Source organism: Mesorhizobium sp. M0701 (assembly GCF_040320365.1).
Lineage (GTDB): Bacteria > Pseudomonadota > Alphaproteobacteria > Rhizobiales > Rhizobiaceae > Mesorhizobium.
Genome location: NZ_JAMYPO010000005.1, coordinates 146,866 through 167,386, shown reverse-complemented (window position 1 = coordinate 167,386; position 20,521 = coordinate 146,866). Strand labels below are relative to the sequence as shown.

The window sequence follows — 20,521 nt, the reverse complement described above, 5'->3', positions numbered from 1 at the left end:
TTTCAAGCAGATGCCGATCATGCATAACCGAATGCTTTCATAAGCTGGGCACCTCGTCCTTGTACCAGGTCCTGTAGCTCGGCGTTTCCAAGTTCGGAGCGCCATCTTCCGCTCCCGTCATAGATCGGCTGATTGACCTGTTGGTTCCGGAGCACCGCATGTGGCGTCTCGCCGCTGGCGTCGGTCGGCTTGAACCACTGCTGCGGGTTCTTGTGATAGTCGAGGAGATCCGGGCTGAAGGTTACATCGAGAAAGCCGCATATCTGCTCGACGACTTTGGCCGGATTCTCGACCAGGTCCTCATAGCGATAGATCAGCACATCCGGCTTTCCCCGTTCCGCAAGAACCAGCGCATTGTCGTTGATCCAGCGGTCGAGAGCCTCCGCTGGGTCGCCAAGTCGTTTGATCAGGGACGCTACGACGTCGCGCCCATCTCGCACCGGCATGACGAAACGCGCGCCGGGCACGAGCCGGCGAATGCGGGCGACACGGCGGATATGCCGCGGTGTTTTTTCAAGCAGCACGTTCTTTCCAGCATCGAGCGCCGCCCGCTTCAGTTTCCAGAAGCGGAACATGGCCAGTGGCGTCCACTTGAAGAAAATGTTGGTTTCCTGGAGCGGCAGGTAGACGTCGGGATGCGACGCAAGGATCGTCGCAATCAACGTCGTCCCGCTATGGCCGCAGCCGCAAATGAATCCGGTCCGCATCACCATGTCGGCAATGCTCCCTAACCCAAGGCGACCCGGGCGCGGTTATCGACGCGAGCGTAGCACAAGCCGTTCGTGCTAAAAACCTTGTCCAGCTTCTCCCAATATTCGAACTTAGCCAACTGCTCGTCACAAAAGGCCACGTCGTCCTCGGAAAGATATTCGCCGTAACCGCCTATCTTGCCCTTGCGCACCTTGAAGCTTTCGGGATCATTCGCATCGCGCGGCTGTAGTATCTTGCCGTATCGATCGGACAGATCACCGGTCGATTCACTCACTTTCATCTTGTCGAACGTTCGGTTGTTCGCCACCTCGACAAGCGTCCGATCGTCAGCCTGCTGGTTCAGGAATCCAAGGATCGCGCGAAGGACACCAGCCGTATCCCGATGCATATCTTCATATTGAAGATACCGGATTTCGCGCATCCGGGGCATGGCCGCGAACCAATGCAGATTAAATCTGATGATCTTTTCAACCCCATGATTGTCGCTTCTGATAAAATCGCTGAACGATCCCGCTGGAAGCATGTGGCGCTTCTGAACCTGAAAGTACCCTGAGACCACCGTATCTCTTGGATCGCGAACAAGCATTATTGTTCTTCTCTTCTTGTATCGAGATTTATTCTCCTTTAGGCCCGATATCGGTCGAAGTAACTTGTGGTCGGTTCCGTCGTGAATGTATTGAACTTCAACTCCGAGATCGTCCAGCATGACACGTAGCCACGTGCGCCCCGATTTTGGAAAGGATACGATAAGAGGAAGAGGCGGCGCTTTGGCCTGGAAAAATTTTAGAAAGGACATGTTTAGAAAGGACATGGAGAGACCTCCTTTAGATTATCAGAGCTGGCGCCCGAACCGCTGCCGGCCAGACCAACCCCATTACTGGGCGCCTAAGCCTACGGCTGATTCGAACACAAGGCAGAAATGCCGGCAAGAATTGCGATCCTCTGCGGGGCGAATTGGCCTTTACTATATCCCGGTTCGGAATGCCTTATGTTTTTTGGCCTGTTGCGACGACTGTTCGACGCGGGCGCTCCGTTCCGCGATCCGGCGGCCGAATCCTTAATGCGCATCGCGTCGAAGCGTATTCAGTGACGCGCTTTCGGACGACATGCATTAGCCACTTACTTTTGTGATCCATGGCGCCAGGATGGCCTCGGCCTCGCCCATCACCACGGACCAGGGGCGTTCCCGTTTCGAGACCAGCACGGCCGATGGATAGTAGGGCGTGCGGTCGCCCTCGACCGGCCAGGAGCGTTTGAAGCCGTCGCCCAGAATGAAAACCGAGGGGATGCCGAGCGCGCCGGCCAGATGCGCTCCGGTATTGCTGATGGTCACCACGGCGTCCATCGCGGCAACCTGCGCGGCGAAAAGATCCATGTCGACGAGCTGATCGACCGATCTGTCATGAAGAATGCGCTCCGGCTCACCGTCGGTCAGGATCTTCAGATCGGTCTCGATCTGGCCGTACTGCAGCGAGACGAACCGGAGGTCCGGTCGGCCGATCAGGTTTCGCCAGGCGGCAAGCGGCGGCAGGTCTTTGCCGGGATTGGAGCTGCCCCATGCGATACCGACCAACGGCCGTCCTTCCTTCCGGTAGCGGGCGCGAAGTTCAGCGACCCGGGCCGGATCCGGCTTAAGGGGCACGAAATGCTCGCGGATCGTCGCCTCGTCGGTTTCGAAAACGGCAGTCAGATGCTGGACGCCGGCGAAGGCCTGCGCCTCGCCATAGGCAGCCTTGCCGTCAGCGCCGACCGGCCGCACATCGGCGGTCGGAAAAGTGCGCTGAAAGAGCGGTACCAGGCGGCGCTCGACCAGGACGATCGAACGGGCGGCGCGCCCCAGCGCACAGCCGACGGAACTCGCATGATGGATCGCGGTGGCCAGACCCTGCTTTTCGGTTTCCATCAGATCGATCAGCAGTGTCTGGCCCGAAATATCCTGGCCCAGCCACTCGCCATCGACGCGGCCGTTGACGATGTGGCGTCGTGCAATCCTGAGTTCGGCGGCTGCGCCATAAGCGCCCATCCGCATCAGCGCCTTGCTGAGCTCGTCGATCAGGTGGACCTCGCCCCTCGACTTCGCAATGGATCCAAGAGCCAGGGCTTTCGGCAGTGCCGCCGGCCAATCGCGGGACTCGACGCTTCGCCGATAATCCGCCATCTGATCGGCAATGTCGCCGTCGCGCCAGCGAAGGAAGAGCTGCCGGCGGTGACGTCGGAACCAGACCTTGTATTTGTAGCCTGCAAGCGCGACAGCGCGGCGCAACCGGCCGAGAAGTAGGCTACCTTCCATCGCCAGCTCCGCTGATGATTTGCATGACCCGTCCGCCTGCTTCCTGCACTGCCGACGCCCAGGCTCGGCCGCCTTTTCGGGCCAGTCGAACGCTCGGATATGCGGCGACGGTCTCGCCGAAGGCAGGCCAGGATAGTCGAAACCCGTCGTCGAGCATGACAATCGTCGGCACGCCGAGCGCTCCGGCCAGGTTGGCGCCGGTATTGCTGATCGTCACCACCGCGTCGAGCGCCGCAATTTGCGCGGCAAAGCGGTCCATGTCCGTCAACTGGTCGACGGAAGCGTCATGGATGATGCGCCCCGGCGCGTGGCGCTCGAACTCGGAGAGGGCCGGCCCGACATCGCCATATTGCAAGCTGACGAGGCGCCCCGGCAGGCTGCTGAACAGCGTCCGCCAATCGTCCAGGGCCGGCAGATCCTTGCTCTTGTTGAGGCTTCCCCAGGCAAATCCGATCAGGGGACCTGGGCCGCCATCGAGATAGGTACCGCGCAGCTCGGCAACCAGTCGGCGGTCCGGCTCCAGCGGAACGAAGGGCGCGCGTGCCGCCGGGTCGTCCGGCCAGAAATGCTTTGCGAGTGTCTCGAAACCGGCAACGACATCGGCGTCCACCGCCGCCATGTCCTCTTCCCCTTCAATCCTGACATCGAGCGCAGGATATGTTCTGCGATAAAGCGGTGCCAGTCGCGGCTCGACGAAGACGATGCATCGACCGGCAGCCGCAGCTGCTGGACCAAGCAAAGACGCGAACTGGAAAAAGATCGCCAGGTCGCCTTCGCGACGATCGACGAGAAGCGTGCGACCCGCAAGATCACTGCCATCCCAATCGGGTCTGCCGCGCTGCTTGCTCGCCGCCATCAACTGCCAGATGCGATTTCCTCCGTCGAGACGCCTCAGTCCGCGCCCCGCTTTCTTGATCAGGCCGAGATCGCCAAGCTGCTCACCAAGCGCGCCAAGCGCCAGTGCATGGTCGCGAGCAGTTTGCCAGTCACCACGCTGCACGCTTTCCTCCATCAGCCTCATATGCCTTTCGGCACTTTCGTCGGTGTGGCGCGAAGGACGTCTAAGAAGTTCCTTTGCCCGCTCGAGAACCTTCTGCAGCCGCTTGCCGACGGCGCCTTGCGGGCGCAGGTCGGCGGTTTTTGCCTTCTGAAGGATGGTTCGTCTGTTCTGCACGGCGATGTTCTATCGTCCCCGGGGAGCGTCGGAAAGCGTCGTCAGGATCGACGAGAGCCGCCGGCCGGCCTCGTCGAGCACCAGCGACCAAGGGCGCCCCTCCTTGCGAATGACAATGCCCTTCGGATACCAAGGTGTCCGGTCGCCGGTCACCGGCCATGCCGTCTGAAAATTATCGTCGATGAGGAAAACAGTCGGCACGCCAATGGCTCCGGCAAGATGGGCCGCCGTATTGCTGATCGTCACGACAGCATCGAGTGCGGCGACCTGTGCGGCAAAACGGTCCATGTCGACCATCTGGTCGACGCTGTCGTCAAAGATCAGACGCGCGTCGTTGCCGTTGCGAAGGCGCCGCAACGCCGGCTTGATCTGCCCGTACTGGAGCGAAACGAATGTCGCTGGCGTCTGGGCGATGAACCGTGCCCATTCAGGAAAATCAGGCACGTCCTTGGTATGGGACTTGCTGCCCCAGGAGAGGCCGACCAGCGGCAGATCCGTCATCGAGCGATAGCGCTTGCGGAATGTCTCGACGAGTTCAGGATCTGCCCGCAGCGGTACGAAGTCGGCAGCAAGCTTTTCGGCGTCGCGTCCGAACACCCAGGCGAGATCTTCGAAAGTCGCGTGTTTGTCGCCGACCACATCCCGCTGCGCCGGGACCACGGTCGCCTTCGGGAACGTTCGCTGCAGAATTGATACCAGGCGCGGCTCGACCCGAATTGTTGCGCTTTGGGCATAGGCAGCGGCAGCGCCGGCCAGTCGCGCGTGGCGGATAACCCGGCCAAGGCTGCGCGGGTCATCCTCCACAAGATCGATCAGCAGTGTATCCGATCCGAGATTCTCGCCGGTCCACTCGTTGGCGCTTTTCCCTTTCCGCAGCCGGCGAGCGGAAAGCCGAAGCTCAGCTGCCCGCGCAAAGTTGCCAAGGCGTTCGAACGCCTGGCCCGCCTTCTGCATCAGCTCCGGGTCGCGATTATGATCGGCCGTGACAGCCATCTCGTTGGTACCGGCTTCAAGGCCTTTCCAGTCCCTGCGCACGATCAGGGCCTCAACCTTGGCCTGCAGCTCAAGAATGGAACGAGGCTGCTTGGGACTGAAAAACAACCTGCGCACCGCCTTTTTGTACCGGCGCACCTGAAGGCCCAGTCCACCAATCACATACCGGACATAGGAACCGTGATAAAAGCTGGTCATCGGCCTTCAGCGCAATACGCTCTGCCGCAGCTTTTTGCCGCTTTCGACCATCGGATCGGGCGTCTCCAGGTGGAATATCGAACGATATATCTCGCTGTGCTTGGCAAGCTGGTCATGCGTTCCAGCATCGACAAGCTGTCCGGCGTCAAACACGAGAATACGATCGGCCGCCTTGATTGTAGACAGCCTGTGCGCAATGCAGATCACCGTGCGCTGAAATGTGTTGTCGAAGGCTGCCTCCATAACCGCCCGTTCGTTTTCACCGTCAAGCGCCGATGTCGCTTCGTCATAGACGATTACCGCAGCATTCTTGAGCAGGGCGCGCGCGATGGCAACGCGTTGTTTCTGGCCGCCGGACAGGTTGGTGCCGCTTGGCCCGACAAGCGTGTCGAGCCCGTTTTCGAGCGCCGAAGCAAAGCTGGTGACCCGGGCGAGGTTCGCAGCGGACTCGATTTCCTGATCCGTGGCATTCGGGCGGCCGTCGCGAATGTTGTCGCGGATCGAGCCTTCGAACAGGAAGACGTCCTGGGATACCAGTGCGATGTTATCGCGAACGTCGGCCAGGCTGATCTTCGAAATGTCCTTTCCGTCGATCAGGATCCTGCCCTTGTCCGGCTCCATCAGGCGCAGGATCAGATTAACGATGGTGGTCTTGCCGGCGCCGGAGCGGCCGACGATCGCCAGCTTCTCACGAGGTCGCACGTCGAAGGAAACACCCTCGAGCGCGGGGCTGTTGCCGTCATAGGAAAAGGCCACATCTTCAAAGCGGATACCACCATCGACGTCGGTCAGACGCTCGCCCGCGATCGCGAGTCGCCGCTGCTCGGGCGTGTCGATCAAATCATACATCTGCTCGACGGCGACCATTTGCTTCTGGATGTCGACATTGACCCGGGCCAACCTCTTGGCAGGCTCATAGGCAAGCAGGAACGCGGTAATGAAGGCCATGAATTCGCCGGGCGTCTTGCCGTTGCCGAGCGTCTGCCAGCTGGCGTACATAACGAAAAGCCCGATGATCACGCCGCCGCCGGTCTCCATCAATGGGCTCATCAATGCTGACGTCCGATTGATCTGGATGCCACGTCTTTCCATCTTGCGGACGGCCTTTGCAAAGCTGGCGACGGCCTTGTCCTCGAGCTGGAAGGACTTGATGGTGCGGATGCCTTCGACGGCTTCCGTGCCGATCGACTGGACTTGTGCGGCCAATTCCGTCTCGCCCCTCGCCAGCGCCTTGAGCTTCCTTGTTATCGCGCCGACTGACAGGAACAGCATCGGCAGAACCGCCACGGATATCAGCGACATCACCGGGTCCTGCTTGACCATGACGCTGGCCAAGGCAATCAGGGTCAGCAGATCAGAGACGGCGCTGCTCGTGAGGGTGAGAATAACGGTCGCCCCGGCGCGCGCGTTGAACATGATTTTGGAGATGAATTTTGCCGGATGCTGGTTCGCGAAACGGCTGATGTCGAAATACACCATTCGGGAAAATTGCCGGTTTTGCAGGTCCGAAACGATAGCCCGGCGAATCTTTCCCGTCGTGATGGTCTGGCAGTAGGCAGCTATGCCCTTGACCAGGAAAATGCCGATGATGACGGCGCTGATACCCGATACAGCGGCAGCGTCTCGCTCGACATAGATGGTGTTGATCATGACTTTCATGATCCAGGCCGCCGCGCCGGTCGCCGCAGCAGCGGCGATCGAGCACAGCAAACCTGTCACATACAGCATCTTGTGCGGCGGCAGATTTTCGCCAATCAGACGCTTGATCAGCGGATATGCTGGGGCCGTTGACACTCGTTTCTTTGTAATCATCTCGTCGCCGCCCGTTGCGATCCCGTCCGGTCTTCGCGTTATCTTGAAGCGCGAGACGGTTTCGATCACCTGTCTGTGGCTTCGTTCCCGACCGCAGTCAATGCCGAACCGGATCCTTGCACGTCATCGGCTTATGACCGTCGGTTCCTCGCATGCGAGCATAGCGGACCCCAGCCACGCGGCTCTTGCGCCATTCGTCGTCGGCCGCGCTATGCCTGGTCAGTGTTTCGCGAGGACCATGAGATGGCTTCCAAGAGGCGATGTGTGATTGCTTTTGATTGAAAAGCCCACATCCGAAAGCACCGCGATCATCTCCTTATCCTTGCCAGGAGGGACGCGGGCAACGATCGTTTGAGCACGCCCGGCGATGTCGCACAGCACGCGTCGCGCCTTGTCCGCGCCGAGGCTCCACTGCATGTGATGGTAGACCGCCAGCAGCATGACAATGTCGTACTGCGGTTGGAGAACATTTTGCAGCTTCCGGCTGCCAAGATCGAGACAATCGAACCGGCTTTGGACCGGACAACCCAGGAAGATCATCCTGGCCGTCTCGATATGCGGCTTGAGAATGTCGATCCCATGGATCGCACTCGGTCCTAGCTTGGATATCTCATAGGCGACAACACCCATGTTGCAGCCAACATCGAGAATGGATTTCCCGGCGTAGTCGACCTCTGCTGAGAATAGGCCGTCCAGTCTGTCGTCCCACGTTCCCTTGAATCTCTTTTGCTTATTTGACCACCACAAATCATTGTTCTCCAAAAACGGCGCCGAACTGGTTTCCTTGACGGAGGGGGACCGTGCGCCCGGCCTAACTCGGTCCAGTTGCTGGCGCGCAAACGACACTGTCCTGAGCGTCCTGTAAACGCAACCGCGGGAGAAAGGAACTCCTGATCACAGCATCCTGCGAAGACGTTTCGGTAAGTTGACGAACACCCGGCCCCGACAAATCGACATACTGGTTGGAAATGGCAACGTCGCTTGGCGCCCCCTACCCGTGCCTGCCCTCGAGTTCCTGAAACGCACGATAGCCCGGGCCGGCACACGCAGGGACATAAGTAATGGCCCGTCGGCAAGGCAAGCCATATTTGTTCTTGCTTTGTGCCGGCAGCTATGCTACTAATTTGCCTATGGTGCTGATTTGCACCAACGACCGTCTTGCCACGACATGCGGTTTTTCAGCCAGGCTCGATCAAAGCCCGCATCGCCGGGCTTTTTGGCCAATCAAGGTCGAGCGCCGGCCTTTTCGGCAGCTTCCGAGAATGGAAATCGGAAAAGCAGCTTCCGGTTCTCGTCGCAGATTTCGAAGGAAAGGCCTGTCAGGACTGGGCCGCCGCTGAGCAGACCCTCGGCCAGGATTTCCTTGGCCGAAGCCATTGCGTTATCCTGAGCCGCGGACAAACCGTCCAACTCCTGACCTTCGAAATCTTCCGTCAAGCGGCCCTCATTGTTTCGGAAATGGAAAAAATATCTCGGCATGGCTGCTCCGGTCGGTCGGTTTCTCTAATGCATGTCGCGCAAAACTGTGCAGCGGTTTAGCGGCAACGACATGCACAAAAACAAGCACTTAAAGCGCGTCGCATGAGGCCGATCGACGCGATGCGCATTAGTGGCGAGCGCCTCAGGAACAGCGTCGGATTTGTGCACGACAGCACCGTGCGATTTTGGCGTTCGGATTCATGGCGTTTAGGCCTTCATGCGTCAGGTTGATCGAACAGCACCCCCAGCCCGTGTTCGAACGCACATGCCGCAATCATGTCGTCCAGGGCTTTTCCGGAGACCGGGCAATTCGGCATGACAGCCCTGATCGCGATCTCAGCCGCTGCGGTGGAAACCGCATCGTGGCGCCTCTTCCTGGTCTCCATGTATTGCTCGAGCAGAATTTTCAGGCGCCGCGCGGCAATCTCGTCAACGACCATCGTTCTCCCTCGATTCGGCACAATGTCCGTCTTCCGGGTCTGTCCTCCGGATGAAGGTCCGCTGCCATTGGGTAGCAGCGGACCACTCGGCTGGGTGAGCCAATGACCCGAGGCGGGGTGTCTCGGACCGCCACCACAATAGCTTCGGCAGGCCACTCGTTCCACAGAACGCTGTCGTTGGTAATTTTCGTACACTGAGCATTGGCACAGACAGTCTGCGACCGTGGGATTTTTGCGCTATGCCCGTACCTGATAACCGGATCAGCTTCGGCTTCGATCGACATAGCTGTAGATGCCCGCGCCGATCGCGACCGCTCCTAGAGTGATCAGAATCGATGGCACACCCATCGACGTGGCGATGATTCCCCAGACAATGGCGACGGCAATTGCGCCGGCCGTTCCCAGCACCAGTCTAAGCCGTTTCGACATTTTCCATTCCCCCAAAAGTGCATCTTTGGCCTTTTCCGGTCGAAATACCGCAATGCGGCACCATTGTCTGCGCTTCGTCCAACTTTTTATGCCGCCCCTGAGCCCCGACCGCTGAGGCGTAAGCGATCCGTATGCGGGCTTGTCGCAAACACCCACTCGACAACGAGGACGCTTGGGCGTGAGCCCGAGAAGCGAGGCGTCAGAAAGCGAGGTATCTATGCAAATTTTCGGAATTTACTCCGGTTCACAATCATGGCCATGGCAGCCACGACAACCGCACTAGTCATCACGGGCCTTACCCCCGTGACAACCGAAGCGACTTTGATTTGCCATGGGTCGGTCTGCCAGAAGGCGAGCAATGAAGGCAGTGCCTTCGGCACCAAATATCAGCGCAAGTGCACCTGCGAAAATGTAAACGAGGGCGCTAACAACCATCCCTCCCCACGCAACGTCAACAAGAGGCCCATCGGCGGCTCAAGCAGCGGCGGATCGAGCGGCGCCAGCAGCTCAAGCGGCACTACTGGATAGTGCCGGAATACCGGTGTGAGTTTTACGCCCCCTACTGGGCAGCGCTCTACGACACCTTGCCGGCGCTGCTCGTCGGTCGCCGATCGGGTGCTCCGGCTGAATGCCATCCTTGCTCGGACGATCTGCGGCAGTCGGTGCTATCGCCTCAAGGCGTGATCGCGATGCCGATCCTCGCCGCTCATCGGTAACGGCCGATCGCCCTCGAGCAGGCGGGTGATCCGGGCGAAGCCGGCAAAAGCCTTTCGCGCTTCCTCGGCCGACATCCGGCCGGCCATGGCCGCAGCGCAGCAATTCACGGCGCACTGGTAAACCGGCCCGCGCCGCCCGGCCGGCCATTTTCGCAAGAATGCCATTGCTTCGGCAACGCTGTCGATCTCCTCCACGGGCTGTCCCTGTCCGCGCAAAATCCGCACGGGCGAAAAGAATTGCAAGCGGTCCATCATTTCCTCCCCGTCGACCGGATGCGTGCGATCGAACCCCACTAAACTCGCGAACCCGACTTTGGTTCCCGGCAAAAGAGGGCTTGGCCTGAAAAATGTTGGCTGGACGAGACGAGCAGCGGTGGAAGCGCCCGGCAGCTTCAATTGGGTGACATCTTGCCCCAATTGGGTGACATCTTGCCATTGTACGGGAACGTTAGCGCGGCTGATGCATTTCGATGCCACGAGCAGTCTTTTTGAGGGAAATGCCAAAACATGAGAATAGCCCATGTGGCGCCGCTCCATGAATCCGTGCCACCCCGGTTCTATGGAGGGACGGAGCGCATCGTCTCCTATCTGACCGAAGGATTGCTCGAGCTTGGCCATGACGTGACCCTGTTCGCCAGCGGCGATACCAAGACGTCGGCGAAATTGGTGGCGTGTCGCGAGCGCGCGCTCCGTCTCGATCCACGCCCGCACAAATCCGAAACCGCGGCGCATCTCTCGATGCTCGCCGAGGTGAGGAGCCGTGCGCAACAGTTCGACATCATCCATTTCCATCTCAGCCACTTCCTGCATTTTCCTTTCTTCGAACACATGCCCGACCGGACGGTGACGACACCGCATGGCAGGCTCGACTATGTCGACCTGGCCCCGGCCTACGAACATTTTCCGCGCTTTCCGATGATCTCGATTTCGCGCAGCCAGAGAACCGGGCTACCCAGGGCCAATTGGCTGGCGACCATCCATCACGGGCTACCGATCAATATGTACAAGCCGACTTTCGAGACGGAGGTGGACGAGCCGTATCTGGCCTTTCTCGGCCGGCTGTCGCGCGACAAGCGCCCAGAGCGTGCCATTGAGATCGCCTTGCGCTCCGGGCTGAAACTGAAGCTTGCGGCAAAGATCGGCGACGACGACCGCGCTTTTTTCCACGACACGGTCGAGCCGCTGATCGACGGCGACCGTGTCGACTATATCGGCGAGATCGAAGAGGACAGAAAAGCGGAATTCCTCGGCAAGGCGGCCGGCCTGCTGTTTCCGATCGATTGGCCGGAGCCGTTCGGTCTTGCCGCGATAGAGGCTATGGCCTGTGGCACGCCGGTAATCGCCTGGAAATGCGGTGCCCTGCCGGAGATCATCGACCACGGCGTGACCGGTTTCCTTGTCGATACGGTCGATGCCGCGGTCACCTCGATACCGGAATTGCTGCGCCTCGACAGGCGACAGGTGAGAGCCGTGTTCGAAAACCGTTTTTCTGCCACGAGAATGGCCCACGACTATGTGGCTGCCTATGCGCGCCTGATCGGTACTCCCGGTGAAGCGAGAGCGTCCTGATCGGCGTCATTGTGGACGTTGGAACGAAACGACAGAGCTTGTGACGTATGAATCAACTCGACGAGCGTAAGCTTGATCCCGCCGTAGCCCTTGCTTCCCTCGACGAGGTTGCGCCCCGGGAGCCGCACCGGCTGTTCGCCCTCAAGCAAGCCGACTGCTTCGCGGTGGCCGACGCCTATGGCGACATCCGCGGCGCCGGCGATGGCTTTTTCCGAGACGACACGCGTGTGCTTTCGGAATTCCGGCTGACGGTCGGTGGCCGGCAAATGTCGTTGCTCGGCGCCTCGCTCAGCCAGGACAATGTGCTTTTCACCTCGAACCTGACCAATCTGCCGATCCAGAGTGTCGGTGGCCGCGACATTCCGCAGGGCGCGATCCACATAGAACGCGTCAGGCTGCTTTGGCAGGACCGGCTGTTCGAGCGCATCACCCTTTCCAACTACAGCCAGGAATCGTCGGCCATTCGGGTTTCGTTGCATTTCGCAGCAGATTTCCGCGACATGTTCGAGGTGCGCGGTTCGACCCGGCTCAAGCGCGGAATAGCCCACGCCGCCGAGACCAGTCCGACATCCGTGGTGCTTCGATATGACGGGCTGGACCAGCTCGTGCGCCTGTCGGCGATCTCGTTCTCGCAGGCGCCGGACAATTTGACCGCCAGCCGCGCGGATTTCCTGGTTGCGGTGACGAAGCGCAGCAGCGAGGTCCTCTATATCGAGGTCGGCCCGGAAGTGGCGGAGACACCCGACCGCGACCGTTTTCGGGCTGCCGCCGCCCGCGCTCGCTTCGGCATGCGCGCCAAACGCCGCCACGGCGCGACGGTGCACAGCTCCGGCCGCGTCTTCAACGACTGGATCGAACGCGCGCGCGCGGACGTGGCGTTGCTGACCACCGAGCTTTCAACCGGACCTTACCCCTATGCCGGCATACCCTGGTTCTCGACGGCATTTGGCCGCGACGGGGTGATTTCCGCATTGCAGATGCTGTGGTTGAATCCAGGGCTGGCGCGCGGCGTACTCGCCTTTCTCGCCCAGCATCAGGCGACCGAAACGTCGCCGTTCAGCGATTCGCAGCCGGGCAAGATCATGCACGAGACCCGCAAGGGCGAGATGGCGGCACTGCGGGAGCTCCCGTTCGGCCGCTATTACGGCGGCGTCGATACCACGCCGCTCTACATTCATCTCGCTTGCGCCTATGCGGATCGTACCGGCGACATGGCGTTCGTCGACAGCCTGTGGCCATCGCTCTGTGCAGCGGCCGAATGGACGGAGGAGACAAGCCGCGCGACCGGCTTCGTTACCTACCAGCGCGGCGCCGAGACCGGCCTTGCCAACCAGGGCTGGAAGGACAGTTTCGATTCCGTCTTCCATGCCGATGGCCGCATGCCCAAGGGGCCGATCGCCCTGGTCGAGGTGCAAGGCTACGTCTTTGCCGCGTTCCGTGGGCTGGCGGCGCTCGCCCGCCGCCGCGGCGAGGACGACAAGGCCGATCATTGGGAGGAACGCGCCGAAACCATGCGCGCCGCGGTGGAACGCCATTTCTGGATGGACGATCTCAATTTCTATGCACTGGCGATCGATGGTGCAGGCGAGCTCTGCAAGGTACGGACGTCGAATGCCGGCCATCTTCTCTTTGTCGGGCTGCCCGAGCCGGAACGGGCGCAGATGGTCGCCGATCAGCTGCTCTCTGCGTCGTTCCACTCTGGTTGGGGAGTGAGGACGCTGGCCGACGATGCGATATTCTTCAATCCGATGTCCTACCACAATGGTTCGATCTGGCCGCACGACACCGCCATGTGCGGTGCCGGCCTGGCACGTTATGGCGTGCGCGACAGCGTGGTCCGGCTGATGAGCGGCACGTTCGAATCGGCTGTCCATTTCAACATGCGGCTGCCGGAACTGTTCTGCGGCTTTACCCGGTCGCCGGGCGAAGCGCCCATCGCCTATCCCGTCGCGTGCCTGCCGCAGGCCTGGTCGGCGGGATCGGCCTTCATGCTGATGCAGGCCTGCCTTGGGCTCGAAATCGACGGCTGGAACAGCGAAATCCGGGTCACCCGCCCAAGGCTGCCGATCGGCATCGACACGCTGACATTGCGGCATCTAGGTGTCGGCTCGACAGTGGTCGACCTCACATTCCAGCGTGTCGGCGACCGGGTCGTTGCCTTTCTCGCCGATCGGCATGAGGGGATGGTGCCGCTCATCGTGCGCACTTGATGCCGCCGCGCTGCGGCGCATTGAAAATGACGTGCGGCATTGCAATCGTCCGGAACCGATAGCCTCTTTGTGCGTTGCAAAAATGGGCGGGGCGGGGATGGTGTTGTTGTCATATGGCGGCGAACCAGAAAACAAATAAAAAACGGCTATCGGCCGGCCGGAGGCGAGATCACATTCCATGTCAGATTATACTGTAAACCTGCTCTGGGTTTTGCTGATTGCAAGTTTTGGCTTTTCTGCTTTTGCCATTCTCCTGTCGATATCCCGCCAGCGTCGCGGCCGCGCAACGGCGGCCGCATACACGCCGAGCGAGGATGTCGCGTCGGAAGCGGCACGCAAGGTGCTGCGCGAGTTCGAAAAGAACGGCCAGTCGGCCGATGCGGCACTGGTCACATGGTCGCCCGACACGTTGCGCAAGATCCTGGCCGACGACCTGCCGGACGCACAGGTCATCGTGGTGTCCAACCGCGAACCCTACATCCACAACATCAAGGACGACGGGGTCCAACTTTTGGTGCCGGCCAGCGGGCTGGTTTCGGCACTCGAGCCCATCACCCGCGCCTGTGCCGGCACCTGGATCGCCTATGGCGGCGGCACGGCAGACCGCCTCACCGTCGACAAGGACGACCGGGTGCAGGTGCCGCCAGGCAATCCGTCCTACACGCTGCGCAGGGTCTGGCTGACGGAGGAGGAATATCAGGGCTATTATCTGGGCTTCGCTAATGAGGGCCTATGGCCGCTTTGCCATATCGCCTTCACCCGCCCCGTGTTTCGCGCCTCGGACTGGGACGCCTACGAGGCCGTCAACCGCAAATTCGCCGATACGGTGGTTGCCGAAGCCCGCAACGAACGGCCGATCGTGCTGGTGCAGGACTACCATTTCGCGCTGCTGCCGCGCATGATCCGCCAGCGCCTGCCGGACGCGATAGTCATCACCTTCTGGCATATCCCTTGGCCCAATTCGGAAGTATTCAGCATCTGTCCGTGGCGTGAGCGGATCCTGGAAGGACTGCTCGGCAGTTCGATCATCGGCTTTCATACCCAATTCCATGCCAACAACTTCACCGAAAGTGTCGACCGCTTTCTGGAGAGCCGGATCGAACGGGCAGACGCGGCAATCTCCTATGGTGGGCAGACCACATTGGTCCACGCCTATCCCATTTCCATAGAATGGCCGGCCCAATTGCTGGCAAAACTGCCGTCTGTGGAGGAGTGCCGCGCCAGCGTGCGCGACAGATTCGGCCTGTCTGCGGATACCAAACTATGCGTTGGCGTCGAGCGCCTCGACTACACGAAAGGCATTCTCGATCGCTTCCATGCCTTGGACGAATTGTTCACGAGATATCCCGAATGGATAGGCAAGGTGGTTTTCCTGCAGATCGCCGCGCCGAGCCGGGGGACATTGCCCGCCTACCAGCAACTCCACGACGAATGCCGCCGCTGTGCCGAGGAGCTCAACCGGCGCTATGGCAGCGAGACATACAGCCCTATCCTGATGGTCGCCGAACATCATCGGCAGGAGCAGGTCTACGAGGTCTATCGCGCCGCCGACATCTGTATGGTCACCAGTCTGCATGACGGCATGAACCTTGTCGCCAAGGAATTCGTCGCAGCGCGCGACGACGAACAGGGCGTGCTTTTGCTCAGCACCTTCGCCGGTGCCTCGCGCGAACTGCTGGAAGCACTGATCGTCAACCCCTACGATGCGGCCATGATGAGCGAGGCGCTGTTGCAGGCGCTGACGATGACGCCGGAAGAGCAGCGCGAACGTTTGCGGCCGATGCGCGAGATGGTCCGCGACAACAATGTCTACCGCTGGGCCGGCAGTATGCTGCTGGACGCCGCGCGCCTGCGCAAACGCGGCGATCTCGACAGGGTGACCGGAACCGGCGAGCGCCCGCCATCGAACACCAACAACGTCATCTCGATGTTCGAGCGGGCTCGGAAGGCAGCGTCGTGAAAAGCTTTGAACAACCGCCGGCGTTGAACCTGTCGGAAGGGCAATGGGCGCTGTTCCTCGATATCGACGGAACCCTGCTGGAACACGCTGCCCATCCCGACGCGGTGTTCGTCGGCGAGGAATTGCGCAATCTGCTCGAACGCATCGAGCGGCGGCTGGATGGTGCGGTCGCCTTCATCACCGGCCGATCGATTCCCGCCGTGGACAAACTGTTCCATCCGCTGAAGCTGCGGATCGCCGGACTGTATGGGCTGGAGCACCGGCTGACGCCGAGCGGTCCGATCGATGCCGCCGACGCGCCGGCCGACATCGCCGCCCTTGCGGACGAGATCGAGGCCGAACTGGGCAGCGGCAAGGTCTATGTCGAGCGCAAGGGGCCGGTCCTTGCCGTTCATACAAGAGCAGCACCGCAACTGCTTGCACCCGCAATCCAGCTCGTCGAACAGGCATTGGCCCGGCTTCCGAAGGGTTATCGGGTGCTTCCGGGAAACGCCGGCGTCGAGCTCATGCCTTTGGAAGCCGTCAAAGGTGCTGCCATCCGGCGTTTCATGGACATTCCGCCCTTTGTCGGCGGGCGGCCGATATTCCTCGGAGACGATACATCGGACGAACACGGTTTCGAGGCGATCAATAAAATTGGCGGCATCTCCATCCGCGTGAAGCCGAACGGACCGACGACCGCAAACTATGCCCTCGACGACGTGACCGGCGCAATAGCCTGGCTCGAGGCCAATTTCGAGGCCTTGCCGGTCTCTTGATCATCTGAATATCAACACGCCTTATTCGATCTTGCCGTCCACGATGTGAATGCGGCGATCCATGCGCGCCGCCATGTCGAGATCGTGCGTAACCGCCACGACGGTCTTGCCGCGCTCGCGCACCAGATTCTGCAGGATCGTGAAGACCTGCTCGGAGCTCTTGCTGTCGAGGCTCCCCGTCGGCTCATCGGCGAGGATAAGCGGCGGGTCGTTGGCGAGCGAACGTGCCACCGCGACGCGCTGACGCTGGCCGCCGGAGAGCTGGTCAGGCCGCTTGTCGAGATGCTCGCCGAGTCCAAGGGATGACAGCAACTCGCCCGCCCGTTCGCGCATCACGGGTCGGGCCAGCCGACCAAGCTTGCGCATCGGGATTTCGACATTTTCGCGCGCCGTGAATTCCGGCAGAAGGAAATGAAACTGGAAGACGAAGCCCAGCGTCGAAAGCCGTGTCTGCGCGCGCTCCCTTTCATTCATAGGCTCGCTATCGCGTCCGCCTATCCTCAAGGTCCCGCCTGTCGGCCGGTCGAGCAACCCAAGCAGATAGAGCAGCGAGGACTTACCGGAGCCGGAGGGACCGGTCACGGCGACGAATTCGTTGTCGTTGATCGTGAGCGTGATGTCCTTGACCAGCGTAACGGGGACCGTCTCGGGCAAGATGCGGGTCAGTCTCTCGGTCTCGATGAGTGCGCTCATGACGCGCCTCGGATAATCTCGACGGGGTTCAGGCGCGCCGCACGGCGCGCCGGCAGGTAGCCGGCCACTGCCGCCGAGCCCAGCGCGAAAGCCGACGCGATGACGTAGTGCATCAAGCTCCAAGCGATCGGCAGCCGGGTCATCTCCTGGCCAGTCGCGGCGATCTCGAAACGCACCAGCGACAGTGCATAGGTCATGGAGAAGCCAAGCACCCCGCCGAGCACAGAGCCGGCAGCGCCGATCGCCACGCCTTCCAGCAAAAAGAGCCGGCGCATGTCGGACTCCGGGAAGCCAAGCGACTTCATGATGGCGATGTCGCGCGCCTTCTCGTGCGTGATGGTGGAGATGATGTTGTAGATGCCGAAGCCAGCAACCAGCATGATCGCGCCGACGACGGTGTACATGATGACGTTGCGCACGACGAGTGCTTCGAGGATCGATTCATTGGCCTCCTGCCACGCCACGGCCTTGTAGCCCAGTTCGGCCTCTGCACGATGCGCCACCGCCGGAGCGCGGTTGGGGTCGTCGAGCTTGATGCGGATATCGTTGATGGCGTTTGGCCGCGCTGAGAGAATCTGCGCGTTCTTCAAAAGCACATAAGCTTCGCCTTCGTCGCGCGCGGTGGTGCCGGTGTGGAAAAGGCCGGCGATCTTGAAATTGCGCGTGAGCCCTTCCGAGGAGACCGCCGTTATCGTATCGCCGAACCCGGCACCGAGCCGGCTCGCCATCGTGTTGCCGATCAGCACGTTGTTGCCGCCCGCGGCAAGTTCCGAAAAGCTGCCTTCGACGAACTCTCCGACGATCGGTGAAACGCCGGTCTCGCGCTGCGGATCGACCCCGATGATAGCTGCGCCCACTTCGCGGCTGGAATAGCGGATCACGCCCTGCGTCTTGAGGCTTGCTGCGAACCGGCCGGGAATCCAGCTCTCCAGCCAAGAGGTCGCGGCGGTCGGGTTGATAATGCCGCGTCGATCGTCGCGTGGCCGGAGCCCCGAGATGGCGGCGGTCTCGAAGTAGTCCTCGGCCGGCTGCCGGCGGGCGGTGCGCTGCTCGTCGGTGATGTCGACATGCGGCATCGTGTCGACGAGCTGCCTGACGAAATCGTCCTGCCCGCCCTGCATCAGCGCCGCCATCGCAATTGAGAAGCCGACACCCACCGCGACGCCGACTATGGCGACCAGCGTCTGGCGGCCGCGGCCGGCGATATGCGTTACGGCAATGTCGACGATCAGCGCCATCGTTGCCTATCTCTCCTGCGCGGCGGCGATGCTCACGCGCGCACCGTCGCCGAGGTCAGCGGGATAGGGCGAGACGATGCTGGCCTTCTCGTCGATGCCTGACCGTACCTCGACGCCATTGGTGCCACGAATGCCCGTGCGGATTTCACGGCGCCCGGCCTTGCCGCCTTCGACCATGAACACATTGTTCCCTTCGATCGCGACGGACGGGATCAGCAGCGCGTTTTTCGAGACGCGGATGACGATGTTCACGTCGGTCGACATGCCTATACGAAGCAGCGTATTGTCCGGCAGGCGGAAGCGGACGCGATAGGTCTTCGTCACCGGATCGCCCTTGGGCGTGATGCTGTCGACCACCGCTTCCAGATTCTGCCGAGGGAACGCGTCGGATTTAAGCAGCGCGCGCTGGCCGATCTCGACCCGTGGAATGTCCTCCTCGTTGACCTCGGCGACCACCAGGAGCGGCTTCGGCTCGCCGACCCAGAACAACACCGTGCCGAGTTCGGCGACCTCACCCACCTCCCCGTCCTGCCTGAGCACGACGCCGGCGCTCGGCGCTCGTAAGACGTAGGTGTCGAGCCGCGCTTTCTGTCCGGCAACCAGCGCTTCGATCTGGCCAAGCTCGCTTTGCGCGCGATCGAGCGCCTGCTGGCTTGCCGCACGCCTTTCGGCAAGCACGGTCAGCCTCCGGAGCTCTTCCTGGGCAAGTGCTTGACGCGCCTCGAGTTCGCCAAGCGCCGCCCGCGCTTCACTGTCGTCGAGCCTGGCGAGTACGTCGCCCTGCCTAACTCGCGACCCCTCGCAATTGCATTGCTCGACGATCCGCTCGCGAACCACGGGAGCCACCTTGGCCCAGGTTCGCGGCTCGACGGAGCCGCTCGCATAGACAATTTCCGCCGCGTCGCCGCGTTGTGGCGTCACGACCGAAACCTTGGCCGGCTGCAACACATACCAAGCGCCGAAAGCAGCAGTCGCCGCGACAAGAACGATGCCGACAGTCCAACGTATCCGTCGCAAGAAGCTCTCCCTCCACCATCGAATGCGAACGTCGGAGCGGTGGCAGACATAGCATTAGACCGACCGTCGGTCTATAAAAGTTGCATAAAGAAACGGTTCGTGCTCCTCTTGCCCCCTGTACTTTTTGAGGTTGATTTTGCCCCGAGTAATAAAGCCGCCGGAGATACGATCCGCCGAGCTCCTCGACTGTGCCCAGCGGCTTTTCTTCGAGCATGGCTACGACAACACGACGGTGAACGACATCATCCGCGAGGCCGGCTTGTCGAAGGGTGCGTTCTATCACTATTTCGCGTCGAAGGAGGCCCTGCTGGAGGCGCTCGCCAGACGTCTCGCACGTGACAGCCTTGCCGAGCTGCAACCCCTCCTCGACGACCCGTCACTCGATGGGATTGACCGGCTCAATGCGCTCTTTGCCGGCTCGCGACGGCTGAACATCGAGCTTGCCCCGCAATTGCGAAAAACGTTCTTCGTCGTGTTCCGGCCCGAGAACCTTGCCCTCTTCCATCGGGTCGACCAGGCGGCCAGGGAACTGGCCGAGCCGATAATCACAAATCTGCTCAGGAAGGGAAGCGAGGAAGGCATTCTCGACGTGCCCGACCCGCAAGCTTTTGCCGAGATGTTCCTGCAACTCCGGCTGACCTTTCGGGACGTGATGCACCGCGCCCTGCTACAGGCCGAACAGGGTAATATCGACGAAGCAGCGCGGCTGCTCGAGGGCCGATTGCGGCTCTACGGCATCGCAATCGACCGGCTTTTGAAGTTGCCCGATGGAACGATAGAAGCCGTGCAGCCCGGTTTTGCCCGGGCTTTTCTCGAAGCCGGACCGTAAGCCGC

At 61.1% G+C, this 20,521-nt stretch carries 19 protein-coding genes; 5 read left to right on the top strand and 14 right to left on the bottom strand.

The window, feature by feature from the left end; all coding sequences use genetic code 11:
* Positions 1–17: 17 nt before the first annotated feature.
* From NKI24_RS07395 to NKI24_RS07345, 11 genes are all read right to left on the bottom strand, one after another.
* The gene (locus NKI24_RS07395) at positions 18–713 is read right to left on the bottom strand and encodes a sulfotransferase family protein (RefSeq protein WP_352448858.1); all 696 of its coding nucleotides are present in this window, start codon (positions 711–713) and stop codon (positions 18–20) included.
* 14 nt (positions 714–727) lie between these two features.
* Positions 728–1,522 carry a sulfotransferase domain-containing protein gene (locus NKI24_RS07390; protein WP_352448857.1) on the bottom strand — a complete coding sequence of 265 codons (795 nt, stop codon included), beginning with the start codon at positions 1,520–1,522 and terminating at the stop codon, positions 728–730.
* Between the two features lie 300 nt (positions 1,523–1,822).
* The gene (locus tag NKI24_RS07385) at positions 1,823–3,001 is read right to left on the bottom strand and encodes a glycosyltransferase family 9 protein (protein WP_352448856.1); all 1,179 of its coding nucleotides are present in this window, start codon (positions 2,999–3,001) and stop codon (positions 1,823–1,825) included.
* Positions 2,991–4,175: a glycosyltransferase family 9 protein gene (locus tag NKI24_RS07380; protein ID WP_352448855.1), complete on the bottom strand. Its 1,185-nt coding sequence runs from the start codon at positions 4,173–4,175 to the stop codon at positions 2,991–2,993. The genes NKI24_RS07385 and NKI24_RS07380 overlap by 11 nt, the downstream gene beginning before the upstream one ends.
* Positions 4,176–4,184: 9 nt before the next feature.
* Entirely contained in the window at positions 4,185–5,366 is a 1,182-nt protein-coding gene (locus tag NKI24_RS07375) for a glycosyltransferase family 9 protein (protein WP_352742739.1), read from the bottom strand.
* 6 nt (positions 5,367–5,372) lie between these two features.
* Complete coding sequence (locus NKI24_RS07370; protein ID WP_198023529.1) at positions 5,373–7,160, bottom strand: ABC transporter ATP-binding protein; 1,788 nt, start codon at positions 7,158–7,160, stop codon at positions 5,373–5,375.
* A 237-nt stretch (positions 7,161–7,397) separates the two neighbouring features.
* On the bottom strand, positions 7,398–7,940 hold the full coding sequence (locus NKI24_RS07365) for a class I SAM-dependent methyltransferase (RefSeq protein ID WP_352448853.1): 543 nt from the start codon (positions 7,938–7,940) through the stop codon (positions 7,398–7,400).
* A 462-nt stretch (positions 7,941–8,402) separates the two neighbouring features.
* Complete coding sequence (locus NKI24_RS35935; protein WP_502893791.1) at positions 8,403–8,657, bottom strand: DUF6894 family protein; 255 nt, start codon at positions 8,655–8,657, stop codon at positions 8,403–8,405.
* Between the two features lie 215 nt (positions 8,658–8,872).
* Complete coding sequence (locus NKI24_RS07355; RefSeq protein ID WP_352742735.1) at positions 8,873–9,097, bottom strand: hypothetical protein; 225 nt, start codon at positions 9,095–9,097, stop codon at positions 8,873–8,875.
* A 261-nt stretch (positions 9,098–9,358) separates the two neighbouring features.
* Complete coding sequence (locus tag NKI24_RS07350) at positions 9,359–9,526, bottom strand: hypothetical protein (RefSeq protein ID WP_352448851.1); 168 nt, start codon at positions 9,524–9,526, stop codon at positions 9,359–9,361.
* Between the two features lie 665 nt (positions 9,527–10,191).
* Positions 10,192–10,494 carry a DUF982 domain-containing protein gene (locus NKI24_RS07345; RefSeq protein WP_352474284.1) on the bottom strand — a complete coding sequence of 101 codons (303 nt, stop codon included), beginning with the start codon at positions 10,492–10,494 and terminating at the stop codon, positions 10,192–10,194.
* Positions 10,495–10,749: 255 nt separating this feature from the next.
* On the opposite strand from NKI24_RS07345, the gene NKI24_RS07340 reads away from it, so the two are divergent.
* The 4 genes from NKI24_RS07340 (at position 10,750) to otsB (ending at position 16,739) form a co-directional block, all read left to right on the top strand.
* Complete coding sequence (locus NKI24_RS07340) at positions 10,750–11,811, top strand: glycosyltransferase family 4 protein (RefSeq protein ID WP_352742733.1); 1,062 nt, start codon at positions 10,750–10,752, stop codon at positions 11,809–11,811.
* Between the two features lie 47 nt (positions 11,812–11,858).
* On the top strand, positions 11,859–14,021 hold the full coding sequence (locus tag NKI24_RS07335) for an amylo-alpha-1,6-glucosidase (RefSeq protein WP_352744155.1): 2,163 nt from the start codon (positions 11,859–11,861) through the stop codon (positions 14,019–14,021).
* 178 nt (positions 14,022–14,199) lie between these two features.
* Positions 14,200–15,981 carry an alpha,alpha-trehalose-phosphate synthase (UDP-forming) gene (locus NKI24_RS07330; protein WP_023674969.1) on the top strand — a complete coding sequence of 594 codons (1,782 nt, stop codon included), beginning with the start codon at positions 14,200–14,202 and terminating at the stop codon, positions 15,979–15,981.
* Positions 15,978–16,739, top strand: a complete 762-nt coding sequence (otsB, locus tag NKI24_RS07325) for a trehalose-phosphatase (RefSeq protein WP_352448846.1) — start codon at positions 15,978–15,980, stop codon at positions 16,737–16,739. Before NKI24_RS07330 ends, otsB begins: the two co-directional genes overlap by 4 nt.
* 21 nt (positions 16,740–16,760) lie before the next feature.
* On the opposite strand, the gene NKI24_RS07320 is transcribed toward otsB, so the two are convergent.
* From NKI24_RS07320 to NKI24_RS07310, 3 genes are read right to left on the bottom strand one after another with little or no spacing between them, the layout of a single operon-like run.
* The gene (locus NKI24_RS07320) at positions 16,761–17,432 is read right to left on the bottom strand and encodes an ABC transporter ATP-binding protein (protein WP_352448845.1); all 672 of its coding nucleotides are present in this window, start codon (positions 17,430–17,432) and stop codon (positions 16,761–16,763) included.
* Positions 17,429–18,670, bottom strand: a complete 1,242-nt coding sequence (locus NKI24_RS07315) for an ABC transporter permease (RefSeq protein WP_352744152.1) — start codon at positions 18,668–18,670, stop codon at positions 17,429–17,431. The genes NKI24_RS07320 and NKI24_RS07315 overlap by 4 nt, the downstream gene beginning before the upstream one ends.
* Before the next feature lie 6 nt (positions 18,671–18,676).
* Positions 18,677–19,687, bottom strand: coding sequence for an efflux RND transporter periplasmic adaptor subunit (locus NKI24_RS07310; RefSeq protein ID WP_502894916.1), 1,011 nt, complete (start codon positions 19,685–19,687; stop codon positions 18,677–18,679).
* Between the two features lie 136 nt (positions 19,688–19,823).
* On the opposite strand from NKI24_RS07310, the gene NKI24_RS07305 reads away from it, so the two are divergent.
* Positions 19,824–20,516, top strand: coding sequence for a TetR/AcrR family transcriptional regulator (locus NKI24_RS07305; RefSeq protein ID WP_352744150.1), 693 nt, complete (start codon positions 19,824–19,826; stop codon positions 20,514–20,516).
* Positions 20,517–20,521 lie beyond the last annotated feature (5 nt).

Bases quoted from the DNA above. Each gene is read 5' to 3' on its own strand.
- NKI24_RS07395 (WP_352448858.1), bottom strand. From the start codon at position 713: ATGGTGATGCGGACCGGATTCATTTGCGGCTGCGGCCATAGCGGGACG.
- NKI24_RS07390 (WP_352448857.1), bottom strand. From the start codon at position 1,522: ATGTCCTTTCTAAACATGTCCTTTCTAAAATTTTTCCAGGCCAAAGCG.
- NKI24_RS07345 (WP_352474284.1), bottom strand. From the start codon at position 10,494: ATGGACCGCTTGCAATTCTTTTCGCCCGTGCGGATTTTGCGCGGACAG.
- NKI24_RS07350 (WP_352448851.1), bottom strand. From the start codon at position 9,526: ATGTCGAAACGGCTTAGACTGGTGCTGGGAACGGCCGGCGCAATTGCC.
- NKI24_RS07330 (WP_023674969.1), top strand. From the start codon at position 14,200: ATGTCAGATTATACTGTAAACCTGCTCTGGGTTTTGCTGATTGCAAGT.
- NKI24_RS07355 (WP_352742735.1), bottom strand. From the start codon at position 9,097: ATGGTCGTTGACGAGATTGCCGCGCGGCGCCTGAAAATTCTGCTCGAG.
- NKI24_RS07340 (WP_352742733.1), top strand. From the start codon at position 10,750: ATGAGAATAGCCCATGTGGCGCCGCTCCATGAATCCGTGCCACCCCGG.
- NKI24_RS07315 (WP_352744152.1), bottom strand. From the start codon at position 18,670: ATGGCGCTGATCGTCGACATTGCCGTAACGCATATCGCCGGCCGCGGC.
- NKI24_RS07335 (WP_352744155.1), top strand. From the start codon at position 11,859: ATGAATCAACTCGACGAGCGTAAGCTTGATCCCGCCGTAGCCCTTGCT.
- NKI24_RS35935 (WP_502893791.1), bottom strand. From the start codon at position 8,657: ATGCCGAGATATTTTTTCCATTTCCGAAACAATGAGGGCCGCTTGACG.
- NKI24_RS07320 (WP_352448845.1), bottom strand. From the start codon at position 17,432: ATGAGCGCACTCATCGAGACCGAGAGACTGACCCGCATCTTGCCCGAG.
- NKI24_RS07375 (WP_352742739.1), bottom strand. From the start codon at position 5,366: ATGACCAGCTTTTATCACGGTTCCTATGTCCGGTATGTGATTGGTGGA.
- NKI24_RS07385 (WP_352448856.1), bottom strand. From the start codon at position 3,001: ATGGAAGGTAGCCTACTTCTCGGCCGGTTGCGCCGCGCTGTCGCGCTT.